Source organism: Photobacterium kishitanii, assembly GCF_003026355.1.
Lineage (GTDB): Bacteria > Pseudomonadota > Gammaproteobacteria > Enterobacterales > Vibrionaceae > Photobacterium > Photobacterium kishitanii.
Map to the genome: position 1 here is coordinate 1 of NZ_PYON01000012.1, position 16,218 is coordinate 16,218.

Below are 16,218 nucleotides of genomic sequence, written 5' to 3' on the forward strand. Positions count from 1 at the left end.
AATATATATAATATTAATTATTTGTTCTAAACTAGATGAATATTTGTAAATTAAATGAGCCATTAAATATAACTATTGTATTTAATTTATAAAATTGAAATATTAAATTCCGAATAAAAATAATAAAATAAGCAAATATTAGATGCTCTTTCCATTATTAATGGAATTGTATTACAAAATAAAAATCAAGATATATCATATTCCTGTAATAATTTTATTATGATCAGGTTATTTATGTATAAGAAAATCAAGTTTGTACCTATGGCTGTTGCTTTATCGCTATTACCTTTACCCACTTTGGTTCAAGCGACACCATTAAAAAATAACGAAAACACTCTTAATAATGTGCAGTCAAATATTATTAATATGTATTTAAAAGACAGTATAACTACCAATAATTTATACGACCAGATTAATAATGCAATAACAACATTAAATAAAGAAAGTGATAATACGAAACTTATTCTTCATTTACCTGGTGGCACTTATTACCTAGATAAGAATTCTCATGGAAGTAAACAGGGGATTATACAGATAGGTAGCGCTATTAATGGTACACGTATTTTAGAAATACAAGGAAGTACCAATAAACGTAACCCAACTAAATTATACGCAAATGAGAGTGCTTATTGGCAATCATTTATATTTGGCAGTTACCCAAAAAACATTACATTTAGTTACCTTTCATTTTATAGAACCGAAAAAACCATGTCAGAAGGCATAATTACTAATGTTGCCAAAGGTTATATTGATATCAAATTATTAGATGGTTTCCCTGAGATTGGTCGAATATACAATCAAGGGATGACAAGTGGACGTTATCTACGGTTAATTTCAAACGATATAAATAATCCGACTATTTTAAGCGTTGATAAGGGGCAAGAGCCTTGGGGAATAGATAAACAAGATAACCCTCTTCCACCAGAAGCTTTGGATGCACCGCAGAATAGAAACTGGCGTATATACACAAAGAATACTCAAGCAGATTTAAGCAGAGTCGGTTATAAAATAGGACTATGGGTAGCTGTGAAATCAAAATCTTATAATTATGCTTATAATTTCCAAGGTTTTTCATCAAATATAACCTTCAACAATATTGGCTTTTTTGATAGCACTATGGGCCAAATGCATGGTGGCGCAAAAAATATAACATTAAATCACGTTAAATTTGGTCGTGGCGATCGAGTAAACGGTGTTGTTCCTGCTTTTGCATCAAGTGCTGGAGGGCCACAGTTTATGGGTTACACTGATAGCAGCCCATATACTAATATTCTGCTTGATTATGTTTGGCTTGAATATACTGGCGATGATAATTTTTCAGCTCAACATGCATCACAGGGAAGCAGCTTTAAATTAGATCACGTTACATCGAAAGGTGCTTTTGCTCGTTTATTACTTGCAACTTATGATGCATATGGCGTCTGCCTAACTGATAATGTTATTCTTGATAACCAGCCAGCTGTAGTACATGGTGCAATAAATCAGGATATTGAACACTTTGAATTTAAAAAACAATTTTCTGTCTGCCAATATTAGAACATTATTCATCATGAGTTAATCATATCTAATATAAAGGCTGAGTTGGTCATTTTCAGCCTTTATTCATTTCATCATTCATATATAAATAATTACAGATGATTATCGTTTCCGATTGTAATACGCCTTGTATTTCATACTAATACAATGCTAAGTCTATAATTTATCTATTAGATAATTAAGCATGGCTTTACCTATAAACTCAATATCTTTCTTAGTGCGTTTATCTCTAGCTATTTCCTCATTAATTACTTGGTCGAATGACGTCTGTCTGGCATTATGCGCCAAAGAACGCCGTAGTCAGTAAACGGTACAAAAAGAGTGAAGGTCACCAGTGGTAGAAAACAGCCAGCAATTAAGTAACAGTTATAACGAACATGGTTACTTTGTTATCAGAAATTATTTCGATGAAGCTCAAATTTCCTTACTTAGAAAAGTGGTATTAAAATTCCATGAATTGTGGAAAGCAGACAATGAAGAATTCTATCAAGAAGAAGCATTTAACTCGTCTTTAATTACAGGAAGCGAATATTTACCTATCACCGATAGAACAATCCTGTTTAACTTCATTAGCTCAAAAAAAATCATGGAAGTGGTCGATGCAGTGATACCGAACAATCCTGCATTTATGAATACGCAACTGTTCTTCAACCCTGTGAACCCACAACAAAAAGACTTCTGGCATCGTGACTGTCAATATGACTACGACATTGAAGACCAAATGAAAGTCATACTAGAAACGCAAGTATTACACCTTCGCGTGCCCTTATTTGATGAGCCAGGCATGGAGATCATACCTGGGACGCACAAGCGATGGGACAATGAAGAAGAATACAATGTTCGCCAAGAAGTGAATGGTAAAGTAAGCAACGATAGCATCTCCGGCGGCAAACAGATTGCGTTAGCTGCAGGCGACTTGTTGGTTTTTTCAGCCGATATGATTCACCGAGGTCTATACGGATTAGATCGTTTAGCACTGGATATTTTAATTTTTGATTCAGCGGCTGATTATGTCGACTATGTCGATGACGATTGTTTACCCACTCAATCAATACTGAATAATATTGCCGACCCAAGATTATTCATGAACACACTGCACTTAAAGTCGATGGTATGTTCTTAATAACTGATTGAATGCACTAGCATACAGATGCGGTATTCATAGAACAGCAAGTTGGATAATGGGAGAAATATGAGTTAGCAGAATAGCTAACTCATTCGTAACAAAAACACCTTAGGCAATTTACGCCCAAAATTAGACAACGTTAATTTAAAAATTGATTAATTGCTGCGTTAACTTCTACTGGGTGAGTTAAGTTAACCGCATGGCATGCACCTTCAACAATGACCATTGTTGAGTTAGATAAAGCGTCATGGAGCATTTGAGCCGCTTGCAAAGGAATACCAACATCATCTTTACCATGAATAACTAAGCAAGGCTGTTCTATTTGACTAACATCAATCGCATTTCTTGTCGTCATCGCTGTCATTGGGTGGTAAATGTTTTCTTGCTGATAAGAAAGCCAAACTTTTTTCCAATTACTTTGCTCATATTCATCATCACCAATAATCACAGGTAATAACGTATTAACGATTTGCTCTCGAGCAATGACATTATTCCAATTATCTCTAAGTTGATGATACGACGATATTGTATCAGGATTATCACTCGCAGCTTGAGTCGCAATTAAAATTAAAGCATCGACTAAATTAGGCTTTATTAGTGCAATTCGTTGTGCAACATATCCCCCCATTGACATCCCAACCAATATAATTTTAGTAATACCTAGATGTGCTAATGTATTTATTACATCACAGACTAAATCATCTAATGTAAATGCTTTATTATCCCACTCAGTTTGCCCAAAACCTCTAAAATCGAAGCAAATTACTCTATATTGAGATTGGAAATGTTCAACTTGATGTTTAAACATTCGAGAGTCCATGAAGAAACCATGTAAAAAAACAATCGTCTTTTTATCGTTATCATCTGGTGCACTATCAGTATGGTAGATACCATTAAAATTACACATGCATCATTCCTATTTAACCTTAATTCATTCCATGTACGCATTTTTATACATAATATATATTAACTTAACAAGCAGTTAAATAATGAATATAAGTGTAATCACTAACAAATCCATGTTACTTGTATATCAACAAGAGTCACTGAGAAATTAATAGCGCGAAGTTAGTCTTAAAAATAAGAGTGTTCATGTCATTGACGTTGAACACTCAATTATTGAAAATAAATTAATATTTTATTGCCAGTTTGGGTTTTGGCTTAATGCTTGGGTAAATACACTTTTCACCTGCTGATCAGGCTGACCTATATATTGATAAGAGGCATAAATACTCGGTGTGTTAAGTGCATCTGGTACATCTTTAACATGCACAATCATGGAATATTTATGATTATCGTCTGATGTTAATGTAATCATAAAATCGCTAGCACAATCATGTGGCTTACAAAAAGAAACTGCATCATAAGTATGCCCACCCATAACAATCGCTTCTAATGGTGACGTTACTGTATCGTCTTTTATCCAATCAGGAAGTTGCTTTTCAACACTAGCTATCGATTGAACCGCATTCGAAGCGGCAGCATTGGCATTGCTACTCGTCTGAGATAACGCTGTATGGGAACTATTACATCCAACCAACATGACGCTGATCGCAGCCACTAACAACAATTTTTTCATTCTGATTCTTATACCCAAAAGTTAGGTTTATAATTAAAATATAAGTAATCAACATCATATAACCAAACAACATATAACAACTATTACTTTATACCTTAAAACATAAGCAAGATGCTATTGGTACATGTTTCATTCAGCTACAACACAAAATAGCGAATGTTTTCATCAAAAATAATCAAATAGCATACCTTATTAAGGTAATTTAGGTTATGGTGTTGATAATTCAATAAAAGAAGTGATGATATGCAACTAATTACAGAAAAACTGATTACTTTAAAAAACGCGTGGATGGCTAGCCATGTTACCGATGCTGAATTTCCAACCCCATTAAGTGAAAAAGGTTTATATCTGTATCAACTTGCACACTCAGAACTCTCTGCAAAAATTATTGACTCTATTACCTCTCCGACTGAATCATCGCTCACGTTTTACCCTGTAGATTGCCACCCTCTTACTATTCGCTATGCGTTAGTGTATTCAAGCTATTGGCAACAAGAAAAAGAACAACAGGCTATTGTAGAATACCTAACTCAAATTATGTTTGAAGTGGATGCAAATGCACAACTCTATGTGGGTTTTTACAACAGTAAACCTGCGGCAACGGGGATGATTTATACTGATATAAATGATGACAAAAAAGTGTCCTTAGTCAGTGATATACATGCACTCCCTCTGCCAAATCAAACTCAACTAATGCAGGATATGGAACAATATTTATTAAATGTTGCTCAACAAATATCCACAACAGTAATACTGCAAAAATAAGATTGATTATCGAGGTGTAATATTATTGCATCTCGACATTTTCAGTCCCTATATTTCAAAAACACAACCTCACTGCTGCTCCTTTTTGACGCCTTAATAAACTCTGCCATAATTACTAATATAATTTCATTTATAGCGGCACTCAATTGCAGTATAAATAAATTAATAGGATAAGGGTTGATATGAAAGGAATCATTTTTACCGAGTTTATTACAATTGTAGAATCGAAGTTCGGTTTAGACGTTAGTCAGCAAATGCTCGATGATGCTAACGATAGTGGTATTTACACTGCTGTTGGCAGCTATGATCACCGACAGCTTATTAAACTGATTATGGGCTTAAGCCGTATCACTAATATTCCTACGTCACAGCTTCAACAAACCTACGGACGTTTAGCCTTTCCTGCATTATTAAACTCACTGCCAATTTTAGACATTAAGACTGATAATACTTTTAGTTTTATAGAAAAAGTCGAACAACATATTCACCTTGAAGTTAAAAAACTCTACCCTGATGCAACGCCTCCTAAATTTATATTTAGTAATAAAACACAATCAACAATGACGATGGATTATCATTCGGCCCGCTGTATGGGCTATGTGTGTATGGGGCTATTGGAGGGCTGTGCTGATTATTTTAATCAATCACTAACAATCACAATGCAGCCAATGAATACAGCCCAGAGCCATGTCAGATTTTCATTAACACTTACTGGTGACTAACATGGATGCTAAGCGCCATATTATGTTATTAGAACATAAATTAGAGCGAGAACATGCTTCTCGTATTATGGCTGAGAAATTATTAGAAATTAAAAGTCGCGAACTTTTTACCACTAATAGCATATTAGAAACATCATTAAAAAAACTGCAATTACAGGCAGAATTAAATTCAGAACAGCTCACGTACCAAACCAAAATTGAAAATTTACTCTTAACATATGCGAGGCTATTTTTAAAACAGCCCCCTTCTCGCAGTAATATTCAACAGTTAATCGATAGTTTAGTTGATGGTGTCTATATTAGCGCATGCTATATCTCCATCATGCCAATTGAAAACATTACTATTAGTGGTGAGTATTGCAGCGGAAGACAACAAACATGGCAACCACCAGCAGATCTTCCAAATAAACTATCATTATGGGATTCCAGCACTAACCTTTATTGGATAGCACTCATCAATAGTCGTGGTATTGTTGGCTATTTTGCGGCAAAAATATCAAGTCCTAAAAAAAGTATTAATGTTATTCAGCAGCGTTTAGCTTTATTTTGTGAGTTATTTAGATCGGCAATTGGACGTCAAATTACGCTCAGCCAAGCAATTCACGCTCGCCAGCGCGCAGAAGATTCAGAACAATCAACCCGCGATTTTTTAGCCATGATTAACCATGAATTACGTACACCTCTCAACGGGTTATTAGGCTCCGCAGAGCTTTTACAAGATACGCCATTAAACCCTAATCAAACTAAATTACTCACGACCTTAAATCATTCAGGAGAACTACTTCGGGCAATAATAAATGACTTACTGGATTACAGTAAAATAAATGCTGGAATGTTAGAGTTAATAGAAAAACCATTTGATAGCCATTTATTAGTGATAAAACTAAGAGATATATTTTCTCACTGTGCGCTAGAAAAGCGATTGGATTTTAATATTGAATATAGTGCTGATATTCCACGTTCCATTCGTGCTGATGAAGATCGCCTCAAACAAATTTACGTCAATCTCATCGCTAATGCGATAAAATTCACTCAGCAAGGGTTTGTGCATGCTAAATTCAGTTGGGAAAACAATTGCCTTCTTTTTACTATAAAAGACAGTGGTTGCGGTATAGAGCAACAACAACAACATAAATTATTTAAACCATTTAGTCAGATCGATATATCCAGTAAACGCAGCCATGAAGGAACGGGGTTAGGTCTCGCGATTTGTAAACAGCTCTGCGAGCAAATGAACGGTAAGATTACCTTAGTGAGTGAACAAAATATTGGCACTACTTTTTCAGTATCGCTCCCATTAACGATTAGTACGATTGATGAAACGCTTTCAACCCATACCCCTGCTAGTCATGAGGCATTACAAAAGTTAAAGATTTTGGTTGTTGAAGATTTAAAAACCAATCAAATGATCATTCAATTAATGCTTCAAAAACATAAAATCGATGTCACTATCGTTGATAATGGCCAAGCAGCGTTAGATATCATCGCCGAGCAGCCATTTGATATTGTCTTTATGGATTGTCGCATGCCAATCATGGACGGCTATTGTGCTACTAAAGCGTTACGTAAACAAAAATTCACTAAGCCCATTATTGCCTTAACCGCAGGTACTACTAGCGCCGAACGTGAAGCTTGTATCAATGCTGGTATGGACGATATTTTATGTAAGCCCTACATGGCATCCGAATTACTTGCGATGCTCAATTCATGGTGTAATGCATCATAAACAAGCCGTGAGCCAAACATCGGCATCACGGCAATAATATCTCTAGTCTAATCCGCTTTCGCAGGTGCAGGTGTGCCGGTAGTAGTCGCCACTGGGGACATCTTAGTTAAATCAGCAAGTGATGGCGACGGTTGTTGTACTAACTCATCAGCTTGAGGGCGTAATGTCGGCTTCAGCAATACATACTCCATAATATCACGTGCAAATGGTGCTGCATGCCAACCCCAACCGCCATGTTCGAGTACCACAGTCACTAAAATACTTGGATCATCCGCAGGCGCAAAACCTGTAAATAATGCATGATCTTTAAAGTGTTCTGTAACTTCATTAGCATTGTAATGCTCAGTATCTGTCAATGAATACACCTGACTCGTTCCCGTTTTACCCGCGACTTGAAACTTCATATGTTGGAATATTTTACTGGCAGTTCCTTTTTCAACAACTAATTCCATGCCCTTTTTAATGATCGCCCAATCTTTTTGAGGAACCGATGATAACGGCTTAAAATTAGCAAACGTGACGGGTTGTTGCGTTTTCCCATCAATAATATCTTTCAATAAATGAGGTCGATGCTCAATACCGCCTTCTGCAACCACAGAGGTTGCTTTCGCTATCTGTATTGGTGTTGCGGTCCAATAGCCCTGACCAATGCCTAACGGTATGGTATCACCCTGCATCCATGGCCGATGAAAACGTGCCATTTTCCATGCTCGAGTCGGCATATTTCCTGTTGAATCTTCGTTTATATCAATTCCAGAGTGTTGACCATAACCAAATTTTGTCATCCACATTGACAGTCGATCAATACCTAAGCCATATGCTACTTGGTAAAAATAGGTATTCACGGAGTCTTCAATCGCTTTATAGATATCGACATTAGCAAAGCCCTGTACTCTATCATCTCGAAATTTTCGACTTTTACTATTAGGAATTCGCCACCAGCCATGATCATTACGTATAGTATTCACCGTAATCACCCCAGTTGTTAATCCTGCAGCCGCAAGTTCAGGTTTGACGGTTGAACCTGGTGGATATAAACCTAATGTGGCACGATTAATTAATGGATGTGCGGGATCATTTAATAACGCAGCATAAGCTTTAGATGAAATACCATTAACAAATAAATTGGGATTATAACTAGGGCTTGAAACCATCGCTAAAATCGCCCCATTCTTAGGATTCATAGCAACAATAGCACCACGACGCACTTTAGTTACCATTAAACCCGTAGTGGGATCTTTCTGCTGTAATGTCAGCAGTTTTTGCGCATAAAGTTGTAGATTAATATCTATGGTTAGTTTTAAATCTTTACCAGCTACTGGCGGAACATAAGATAACGTCCGTACAACGCGGCCATGACTATTTACTTCAACTGTTTCATAGCCCGTTTTACCGTGCAGCAGATCTTCATAATAATGCTCAATGCCCAACTTACCGATAGTACGGGTCGCTTTATAATTCTCGTATTTACCACTCTTTTTTAGAGCTGCAATATCACGATCATTAATTTTACCTACATAACCTAGCAAGTGAGTTAACGATGCACCGTAAGGATAATAACGCTCAAGATATGCATCAATATTAACTCCTGGATATTCAAATTCATTAACTGAAAATACTGCAACCTGTTTATTATTCATCTGCGAAATTAACGTTACAGGCTTAAACGCTTGTGTTTGTAATTTAGCTTTATTAAACGCAGCAATATCTTGATCAGATATACCCAATAGCTTCTGAAGTTTAATTAACACCTGTGGTAAATTTTGTACTTTATCTGGGATTATTTCTAACGAACAAACAGGAATATTGTCCGCTAATATCACCCCATTACGATCATAAATACGGCCACGATTAGGCGCAACTGGGAGCAGTTTAATACTATTGCGATTAGAGCGTTCTTTATATTCACCATAATCTTGTACTTGTAAATGATAAAGGTTAGCAATTAACACACAGGTTAAAATAATAATACCAATAAATGCTTGAATGGCTCGACGACCAAACAAAGCATTTTCTTGCTCATGATCGCGAATCTGACGCTGGCGGTGTTTTTTCATAGAACGGTAAATAGGCTCGTAATCAAAGGAGAGAGTTCGCTAATGGATAAATAATAACACTGTATTGATTCTTTATGGGAATATAATCTGTTGTAGAGATTTAAAACATAATAAATCTGCATGTATTTGATGCTAATTTCATCATTAAAAGTCAAATAAAATTGATTGTCTTCGATTTACAACTGAATGGATAACGCTACAATACTGCTCTTCTTAAAGCTAAAGATTTAAAAATGATTAATTCTCGTTCTGCAAATAGCGTTATTGTGCTCGACTTTGAAACCACAGGCCTTTCACCAGCACAAGGTGATCGCGCGATAGAAATTGGTGCGGTAAAACTTGAAGATGGTCATGTTGTAGCACATTTCCAACAACTGATGAACCCAGGCTTTCGTATCAGTAGTTTTATCGAAAACTATACTGGCATCAATAATAATATGCTTCGCACAGCCCCTTGTTGTGAAGACGTTATGGCCGAATTTGCTGATTTTATTGGTGATGCTAATCTTGTCGCTCACAATGCATCTTTTGATCAGCGTTTTCTTGATGCTGAACTTAAATTGATAGGCCGAAAATATAGCGATCAGTTTGCATGTTCAATGCTTATTGCTCGACGTTTATATCAACATGCTCCTAACCATAAACTTGGCACTTTAGTGGAATACAAACATATTCACCATGACGGCATATTTCACCGAGCATTAGCGGACTCCGAAATGACAGCACGTTTATGGCTAGCAATGATTGATGATATGAAGCAGCAATATGGCATTAGCGATGTACCATTTTCATTAATGCAAAAATTTGCTAAAACACCTAAAGCGAATATCAATAAATTATTTAGTTAGTTTGGTTACAATAAAGCATCACTGTTATTAATGAGCCACTCTGGTATGCTGCATATCAATAATTTAGCGTAATCATAAAGCCCAAGTTATACACTTCGGCTATATTTACTGAGAGTGTAGTGTGCCAAACATTAATCAGCCTTCTTATGAAGTGCCATTGCCTACCGTTAAAATTGCCAGTTTTAACTTATTAAATTATCTTGAGCCGCCCATGGCTTATTATGATTTTCAGAATATTTACACTATTGAGCAATGGCATAAGAAACAAGCATGGATCACGCGCTTTCTCACTAAAAATCAACCTGATATTATTGGTTTTCAAGAAGTATTTAGTAGCGAAAGCCTACAAACATTACTTGAAAGTGCGGGGTATCCTTATTATGCCGTTGTTGACACGCCAACGATTATTGATGATTTCATCTATCGAAGTCCTGTCGTCGCTATAGCATCCAAATTTCCTATCGTTGAAATAGCATCAGTCTCTGCAGATCAACAAGCAGCCTCATTATTAGGTTTATCTGAATTTCATTTTAGCCGTCAACCATTACGCGCCACTATTGATATTCCACATATTGGTTTAACTGATTGCTATGTAACGCATTTTAAATCAAAACGTTCATTATTTGATGATCCACTTCCCGATACTATCGTTCCGTCAGAGACAGCATTATCTCGTTTTGCAGGCCAACGTTTAGGCAGTTGGGGATCGGCGATGCTACGTGGTACAGAAGCTAATTTATTATTATTGGCAATTCTAAAACAACGGGAATCAAGCACGCGCCCTATGTTACTAATGGGGGATTTCAATGATGAACTCTCAAGCTCATGCTTAGAACAACTGATAGCAGGAAATGTTTTTGGAATGTCAGACAGTGATATTAAGCGTTTAATTGGCTATTACCGTCTTTATGATAGTTGGGATTTATTTACCCAAAATACCGAACAAGTGTCATTGCTTCGCTCACCTACTCATTATTTTGGTAGTAAAACCTCTGTACTCGATTATATTTTATTATCACAAGAGTTTAATGCCCAATACCTAGGTTCATTGTTTGAAGTCAGTGATTATCATACCGAAGATAAGCATTTAGTTAACAGTAGTTTTGACGAAGATGGTTACAGTACCGATCATGCAATCCCATGTGTGACATTATCACTAAGAAACTAATCACAAAAATTTTAGTAAAAAAAACCAGCGCTAATGAACAATCATCATACGCTGGTTATTTATCAAACAGGTTTATTAAGTCTGCTTACATAAAGCTACAATCGCAACTTTAATTTACTGCTGCAGCAGCAGGCTTACGATTACGCTGAGGAGCACTACGACGGCCATCGGCCTTCGGCTTTTCATCATTGTAACGGCGAGACGGCTTACCGTCCGTTGCTTTAGGCTTTGCATCAGTAGGACGAGGCTTGCGTGCAGGCTTAGCACCTTCCGCGCGTGGAGCATCATCACTACGTGCTGTTGGTTTACGACGAGTCGTTGGCTTACCATTAGAACGTGGACGCTTTTCACCATTAGCTGTAAATGATTGCGGTTTCTTAGGCTTTTTAGCCACTAATGGACGCGTATCTAGCTTCGACGCTGGTAGCTTAATCGATGGTTCAAAACCTTCAACGATTTCACGCTCTAAGATTTGCTTAGTCATACGTTCAATCGCAATTAGATCACCAAATTCATCAGCACAAACTAATGAAATCGCTTCACCCACACATCCAGCACGACCGGTACGTCCGATACGGTGCACGTAATCTTCAGCAACATGCGGTAATTCAAAGTTAACCACTTGCGGTAATTGTTCAATATCTAAACCACGCGCTGCAATATCCGTTGCAACAAGTACACGAACTTCGCCTGATTTAAAATTAGCAAGCGCTTTTGTACGTGCGCCTTGGCTCTTATTACCGTGAATCGCAGCCGCTGAAATACCACGGCTTTCTAAGTGAGTCGCTAATCGGTTAGCACCATGTTTAGTTTTAGTAAACACTAACACTTGCTTCCAATTACGCTCATTTAACAGTTTTGTTAATAAATTTGCTTTTTTCTTTTGATCAACAGGGAAAATCCACTGTTTAACCGTCGGTGCAGTTTGGTTGCGTGGATTAACATCAATCTCTACAGGATTATTAACTAAGCCTTTAGCAAGCGCACGAATGTCATCAGAGAACGTCGCTGAAAATAGTAAATTTTGGCGCTGCTTTGGTAATAACGCTAAAATTTTACGAATATCACGAATAAAGCCCATATCTAACATACGGTCAGCTTCATCCAACACTAAAATTTCAACATCACGGAATTTAACCGCATTCTGGCTGTGTAAATCCATCAAACGACCAGGCGTGGCAACTAAAACATCAGCACCTTGACGTAAACGAACCATTTGTGGATTGGCTTTCACACCACCAAATACAACTGCTGAATTAATTGGCAAATTTTTGCTATATTTTGCAACATTCTCACCAACTTGAGCTGCAAGCTCACGCGTAGGAGTTAAGATAAGTGCACGAATATGATTTGAACGAGCAGGTCGGCCACCAGATAATTTTTCTAGTAGCGGCAATGTAAAACCTGCTGTTTTGCCTGTACCCGTTTGTGCCGCCGCCATGACATCCTTGCCTTCCAGAATAGCCGGAATTGCTTGCGCTTGAATTGGGGATGGTTTTTCGTAGCCTTGCTTAGCAACGGCTTCAAGAATTGGGGCGGATAGGCCTAAAGAGGCAAAACTCATAGCATCTCTCTTGTATAAATTAAACGCATAATAGCGTAGTAGATTGCTCATCTACTGATAAGCAGGCAATCGTCCTATAAATATTCATAGGCATGATGCGAAAAAACAGAAAAACGACCAAAATCATATTTCTGTTTAAGATATAAAGTGGATATTTTTTTTACTATTATTTAGCGTCAGACTCAGTCTCAACGTCGGTAATAGCATCAGATACAACATCTGTAGTCTCAGCAACCAGTGCGGCTTCTGCATCAAGCTTGGCACGTTCTGCTTTAGAAATATAACGAGGCTTAGTGCTTTTATTAAGCTTAGCATTCGCCTTCTTCATTCTCTTTTTTAGCGTTTCGTTAATTTTTTTCTTTCTATTCATAATCGTGTCAGTTGATATTTTGAGCCATTTTTAAACAGGGGGCTGATTGTAATCATTCGCAGCTGAATAACAAGCATTATCCTCATAATGCAATTATAAAAGCCCAATTATCATCTACAACACAATCAAACATAACTAATTCGACTATTACTAATAACATCAAATTCATTATTAAGGTATATACAATGGCCGAACGACAAACTGTAACTGTATTACTTTTTGAGCAATTTGAACTTCTTGATGCATTAGGCCCGCTAAATATGTTTGGTTTATTACCCGAACATTATCAATTACAAATTATCACGATAGACGGTCAACACGTTACAAGCACTCAAGGAATAAGTCTTCAACCCATGCTAAGTTTCAATGACACAATTTCGCCTGGTATTTTGATTGTTCCTGGTGGTGTTGGCGTTAGGTTTGCCACTCACAATGAAACAATTTTAACATGGTTAAAAAAAGTAGCACCGCAACAAAATATTATATGCTCTACTTCTACAGGTGCGGCTTTACTTGCCAACGCTGGCCTACTTAGCAATGGCAAAGCAACGACGATGCAAAAACATCTTGACTGGGTAAGCCAATTCGGTCGCGACATTCAATGGCAAACCTCTGCTCGCTGGGTGCATAGTAACAACATATTTACAGCATCAGGTTGCTCTGCAAGTATTGACATGTCGCTTGCCATTATTGGTCATCAACACGGTGATGCTATCGCTCGTCGTATTGCAGCTGACACTGAATACTTATGGTTAAATGATCCTAATGATGATCCTTTTGCACCATTGCATTTAATAAAATAATTGAGCCAATATAAAGAACCCTACTCCCACATCACATAACTTTTTGCTGCGATAGCCGACTTGAGCAAGTCAATCAAAGGCACTGCACGAACAGCAATACCAATTTCTGGTTCTTTTTCATCCTCATCATCAATAGCTTGTTGCTTGTCTTGATGAGAAATTTGCTGTTGTTGTGCTAATTCTATATTTTTTTCTAAATTCACAAGGGCACGAGCAACATCTTCAGCTCTTATTGCTCCAGGTACCTTGGTGGTAAACCCCATCATGGTAATTAATGACTGAGCCATATCACCAAACATAGTTATATTGCCATGATCTTTACTACTGAATGTTACTAACATCACTATCTCCAATCTTTTAATATTGACTTACCATTTACATATTTAACCACACAACCACTTTTCATTACATTAATATCGCATTACATCAATAATTATGCATAAACAGCAATATATATTAAGCACACCCTTGTATATGAAAATGATACTGGTACAATTAAATCATTGTCTAGGTAAATGTAACATTCTTATAATGAACATCTTGAGTAATTTTTCTCTTCTTTTATTATGTATAATTACAGGCTGTGATAAAGATAGTCATATTGATTACTCTTCATTTAACATTAAACCAGAAATTATTTCATCCCAAGAGCAACAAGGATTCATTATTACGGATACCTGCAGCCCTTTTAACATACCATTAGATTTCACAAATCTTAAAAATTCATCTAGAACATTAATTAACTCTGATTGGTTATCTAATCCACATTATCTTGAAGACATTAACAATCTAATTTATCTATTCAATCAGGCCCATATTAGTGATTCTGATGTTTTTATTAACTCACTGAATAATAGTGCCTTAATATATAAAAACAACATGATTGAAGTGAATAATTTGAAAAGAAAACTTCAAACAGATATCAACAATAAGCTAAATTATTACCAACAAGCAATAGCATCAATAACTACGCGCTTATCAATTATGAAAATGGATGAAAAACAACATATTGAAAATGTTGCGATGATAAAAAGTGCTATAAAAGAAAAGCAAAATTATTATACGAAACTGCGTCGAAATCTAACAGATGATCTAAGTAAACTTCAGTTAAATGATAGCCTTATCTTCGACCTAATTTCGGAGATCAAGTTTAAATATAAAGCACATAGTACCGTTAATTGTTCAAAATACTTAGGATCTTACCAACAGGTTACTTTTCCATCGACCCATGCTTGTATTTATTACAATAATGCAGAATTAATTGCCAAAGTACCAACAACAAGTGAACACCATTTTCGATAAACATGTTCCAAATTTATGGGATACAATGCTGCAACTCAATGGGTATTTTGCATCTAATTATAATAAGCAAGTTTTCGATAGTTATTTACAAAAAGATTTAGTCATAGCAACTAATAACTTGGCGATAAAACGCACTCTTAATGACGAAAAGCAACCTTGCAATACTATTGATACGCAACTAAAAACACTTGAAAGATTAAATGCTGCGATGACAAATGATATTAATAAATTATTACTTGATGATAATAATGAAATTAACATCTCATCACCTGAATTTTATACAAAACTAACGCCATTATTAATAAACGGAAAAGTAAAAGACCCTATTATTAATTTCTCATTACTTTATAACAATAGAGTTTTAATTAAAAACTTCACAAAAGAATACGCCACAAAAATACTTAACGAATATCCTAAGTCACTCACTTTTGTTGTCGCTGATAATGGTACATTCACCCTCCCTAAAATACGAGCAAAACACTATAAAGTAGTTATTGATATAAAAGAAAATTGCAGTATCGTTTATGATGGTCGTAATATTTTAGTTCCTCCAACCGCTTTTACTAAAAATACACCACATACAACATCAGTAAAATATAATCTTGACCAAATCATCAGCCAACAATTATTTAATCAATGGTTTAACACTTAA

Annotated in this window: 16 protein-coding genes; 10 read left to right on the top strand and 6 right to left on the bottom strand. The window is 36.2% G+C overall.

The annotated features are described in order from the left end of the window. Nucleotides 1–234 precede the first annotated feature (234 nt). Nucleotides 235–1,536 carry a hypothetical protein gene (locus C0W29_RS14070; protein WP_045044758.1) on the top strand — a complete coding sequence of 434 codons (1,302 nt, stop codon included), beginning with the start codon at nucleotides 235–237 and terminating at the stop codon, nucleotides 1,534–1,536. Between the two features lie 334 nt (nucleotides 1,537–1,870). Then, entirely contained in the window at nucleotides 1,871–2,659 is a 789-nt protein-coding gene (locus C0W29_RS14075; protein ID WP_045041313.1) for a phytanoyl-CoA dioxygenase family protein, read from the top strand. 142 nt (nucleotides 2,660–2,801) lie between these two features. On the opposite strand, the gene C0W29_RS14080 is transcribed toward C0W29_RS14075, so the two are convergent. Both C0W29_RS14080 and C0W29_RS14085 read right to left on the bottom strand, forming a co-directional pair. Then, entirely contained in the window at nucleotides 2,802–3,569 is a 768-nt protein-coding gene (locus tag C0W29_RS14080; RefSeq protein ID WP_045044759.1) for an alpha/beta fold hydrolase, read from the bottom strand. A 231-nt stretch (nucleotides 3,570–3,800) separates the two neighbouring features. After that, a complete protein-coding gene (locus C0W29_RS14085; RefSeq protein WP_045044760.1) occupies nucleotides 3,801–4,241 on the bottom strand; it encodes an Ivy family c-type lysozyme inhibitor in 441 nt (146 codons plus the stop codon). 243 nt (nucleotides 4,242–4,484) lie between these two features. Here C0W29_RS14085 and C0W29_RS14090 point away from each other — a divergent pair, with 243 nt between their 5' ends. The 3 genes from C0W29_RS14090 (at nucleotide 4,485) to C0W29_RS14100 (ending at nucleotide 7,454) form a co-directional block, all read left to right on the top strand. Next, the gene (locus C0W29_RS14090; RefSeq protein ID WP_045044761.1) at nucleotides 4,485–5,006 is read left to right on the top strand and encodes a hypothetical protein; all 522 of its coding nucleotides are present in this window, start codon (nucleotides 4,485–4,487) and stop codon (nucleotides 5,004–5,006) included. Between the two features lie 182 nt (nucleotides 5,007–5,188). Beyond that, on the top strand, nucleotides 5,189–5,728 hold the full coding sequence (locus C0W29_RS14095; protein WP_045044762.1) for a heme NO-binding domain-containing protein: 540 nt from the start codon (nucleotides 5,189–5,191) through the stop codon (nucleotides 5,726–5,728). Between the two features lies 1 nt (nucleotide 5,729). Continuing rightward, nucleotides 5,730–7,454, top strand: coding sequence for an ATP-binding protein (locus C0W29_RS14100; protein WP_045044763.1), 1,725 nt, complete (start codon nucleotides 5,730–5,732; stop codon nucleotides 7,452–7,454). Between the two features lie 47 nt (nucleotides 7,455–7,501). Here C0W29_RS14100 and mrdA read toward each other — a convergent pair whose 3' ends face one another. Beyond that, complete coding sequence (gene mrdA / locus C0W29_RS14105) at nucleotides 7,502–9,511, bottom strand: penicillin-binding protein 2 (protein ID WP_045044764.1); 2,010 nt, start codon at nucleotides 9,509–9,511, stop codon at nucleotides 7,502–7,504. Between the two features lie 233 nt (nucleotides 9,512–9,744). Between mrdA and C0W29_RS14110 the strand changes: the two genes are divergently transcribed. Continuing rightward, the gene (locus C0W29_RS14110) at nucleotides 9,745–10,359 is read left to right on the top strand and encodes a 3'-5' exonuclease (RefSeq protein ID WP_045044765.1); all 615 of its coding nucleotides are present in this window, start codon (nucleotides 9,745–9,747) and stop codon (nucleotides 10,357–10,359) included. A 121-nt stretch (nucleotides 10,360–10,480) separates the two neighbouring features. Next, nucleotides 10,481–11,527, top strand: coding sequence for an endonuclease/exonuclease/phosphatase family protein (locus tag C0W29_RS14115; protein WP_235869028.1), 1,047 nt, complete (start codon nucleotides 10,481–10,483; stop codon nucleotides 11,525–11,527). Nucleotides 11,528–11,636: 109 nt separating this feature from the next. Here C0W29_RS14115 and C0W29_RS14120 read toward each other — a convergent pair whose 3' ends face one another. Then, nucleotides 11,637–13,091 carry a DEAD/DEAH box helicase gene (locus C0W29_RS14120; protein ID WP_045044766.1) on the bottom strand — a complete coding sequence of 485 codons (1,455 nt, stop codon included), beginning with the start codon at nucleotides 13,089–13,091 and terminating at the stop codon, nucleotides 11,637–11,639. A gap of 166 nt (nucleotides 13,092–13,257) precedes the next feature. After that, nucleotides 13,258–13,461, bottom strand: a complete 204-nt coding sequence (locus C0W29_RS14125; protein ID WP_045044767.1) for a DUF2986 domain-containing protein — start codon at nucleotides 13,459–13,461, stop codon at nucleotides 13,258–13,260. Between the two features lie 185 nt (nucleotides 13,462–13,646). Here C0W29_RS14125 and C0W29_RS14130 point away from each other — a divergent pair, with 185 nt between their 5' ends. Beyond that, a complete protein-coding gene (locus tag C0W29_RS14130; protein ID WP_045044768.1) occupies nucleotides 13,647–14,264 on the top strand; it encodes a DJ-1/PfpI family protein in 618 nt (205 codons plus the stop codon). Nucleotides 14,265–14,284: 20 nt separating this feature from the next. On the opposite strand, the gene C0W29_RS14135 is transcribed toward C0W29_RS14130, so the two are convergent. Next, nucleotides 14,285–14,605: a DUF1840 domain-containing protein gene (locus C0W29_RS14135; RefSeq protein WP_045041322.1), complete on the bottom strand. Its 321-nt coding sequence runs from the start codon at nucleotides 14,603–14,605 to the stop codon at nucleotides 14,285–14,287. Nucleotides 14,606–14,804: 199 nt separating this feature from the next. Here C0W29_RS14135 and C0W29_RS14140 point away from each other — a divergent pair, with 199 nt between their 5' ends. After that, nucleotides 14,805–15,566 carry a hypothetical protein gene (locus tag C0W29_RS14140; RefSeq protein ID WP_146146373.1) on the top strand — a complete coding sequence of 254 codons (762 nt, stop codon included), beginning with the start codon at nucleotides 14,805–14,807 and terminating at the stop codon, nucleotides 15,564–15,566. Further along, a complete protein-coding gene (locus C0W29_RS14145) occupies nucleotides 15,547–16,218 on the top strand; it encodes a hypothetical protein (RefSeq protein ID WP_045044770.1) in 672 nt (223 codons plus the stop codon). Before C0W29_RS14140 ends, C0W29_RS14145 begins: the two co-directional genes overlap by 20 nt.

Bases quoted from the DNA above. Each gene is read 5' to 3' on its own strand.
- C0W29_RS14120 (WP_045044766.1), bottom strand. From the start codon at position 13,091: ATGAGTTTTGCCTCTTTAGGCCTATCCGCCCCAATTCTTGAAGCCGTT.
- C0W29_RS14095 (WP_045044762.1), top strand. From the start codon at position 5,189: ATGAAAGGAATCATTTTTACCGAGTTTATTACAATTGTAGAATCGAAG.
- C0W29_RS14110 (WP_045044765.1), top strand. From the start codon at position 9,745: ATGATTAATTCTCGTTCTGCAAATAGCGTTATTGTGCTCGACTTTGAA.
- C0W29_RS14135 (WP_045041322.1), bottom strand. From the start codon at position 14,605: ATGTTAGTAACATTCAGTAGTAAAGATCATGGCAATATAACTATGTTT.
- C0W29_RS14085 (WP_045044760.1), bottom strand. From the start codon at position 4,241: ATGAAAAAATTGTTGTTAGTGGCTGCGATCAGCGTCATGTTGGTTGGA.
- C0W29_RS14130 (WP_045044768.1), top strand. From the start codon at position 13,647: ATGGCCGAACGACAAACTGTAACTGTATTACTTTTTGAGCAATTTGAA.
- C0W29_RS14125 (WP_045044767.1), bottom strand. From the start codon at position 13,461: ATGAATAGAAAGAAAAAAATTAACGAAACGCTAAAAAAGAGAATGAAG.
- mrdA (WP_045044764.1), bottom strand. From the start codon at position 9,511: ATGAAAAAACACCGCCAGCGTCAGATTCGCGATCATGAGCAAGAAAAT.
- C0W29_RS14070 (WP_045044758.1), top strand. From the start codon at position 235: ATGTATAAGAAAATCAAGTTTGTACCTATGGCTGTTGCTTTATCGCTA.
- C0W29_RS14090 (WP_045044761.1), top strand. From the start codon at position 4,485: ATGCAACTAATTACAGAAAAACTGATTACTTTAAAAAACGCGTGGATG.
- C0W29_RS14080 (WP_045044759.1), bottom strand. From the start codon at position 3,569: ATGTGTAATTTTAATGGTATCTACCATACTGATAGTGCACCAGATGAT.
- C0W29_RS14100 (WP_045044763.1), top strand. From the start codon at position 5,730: ATGGATGCTAAGCGCCATATTATGTTATTAGAACATAAATTAGAGCGA.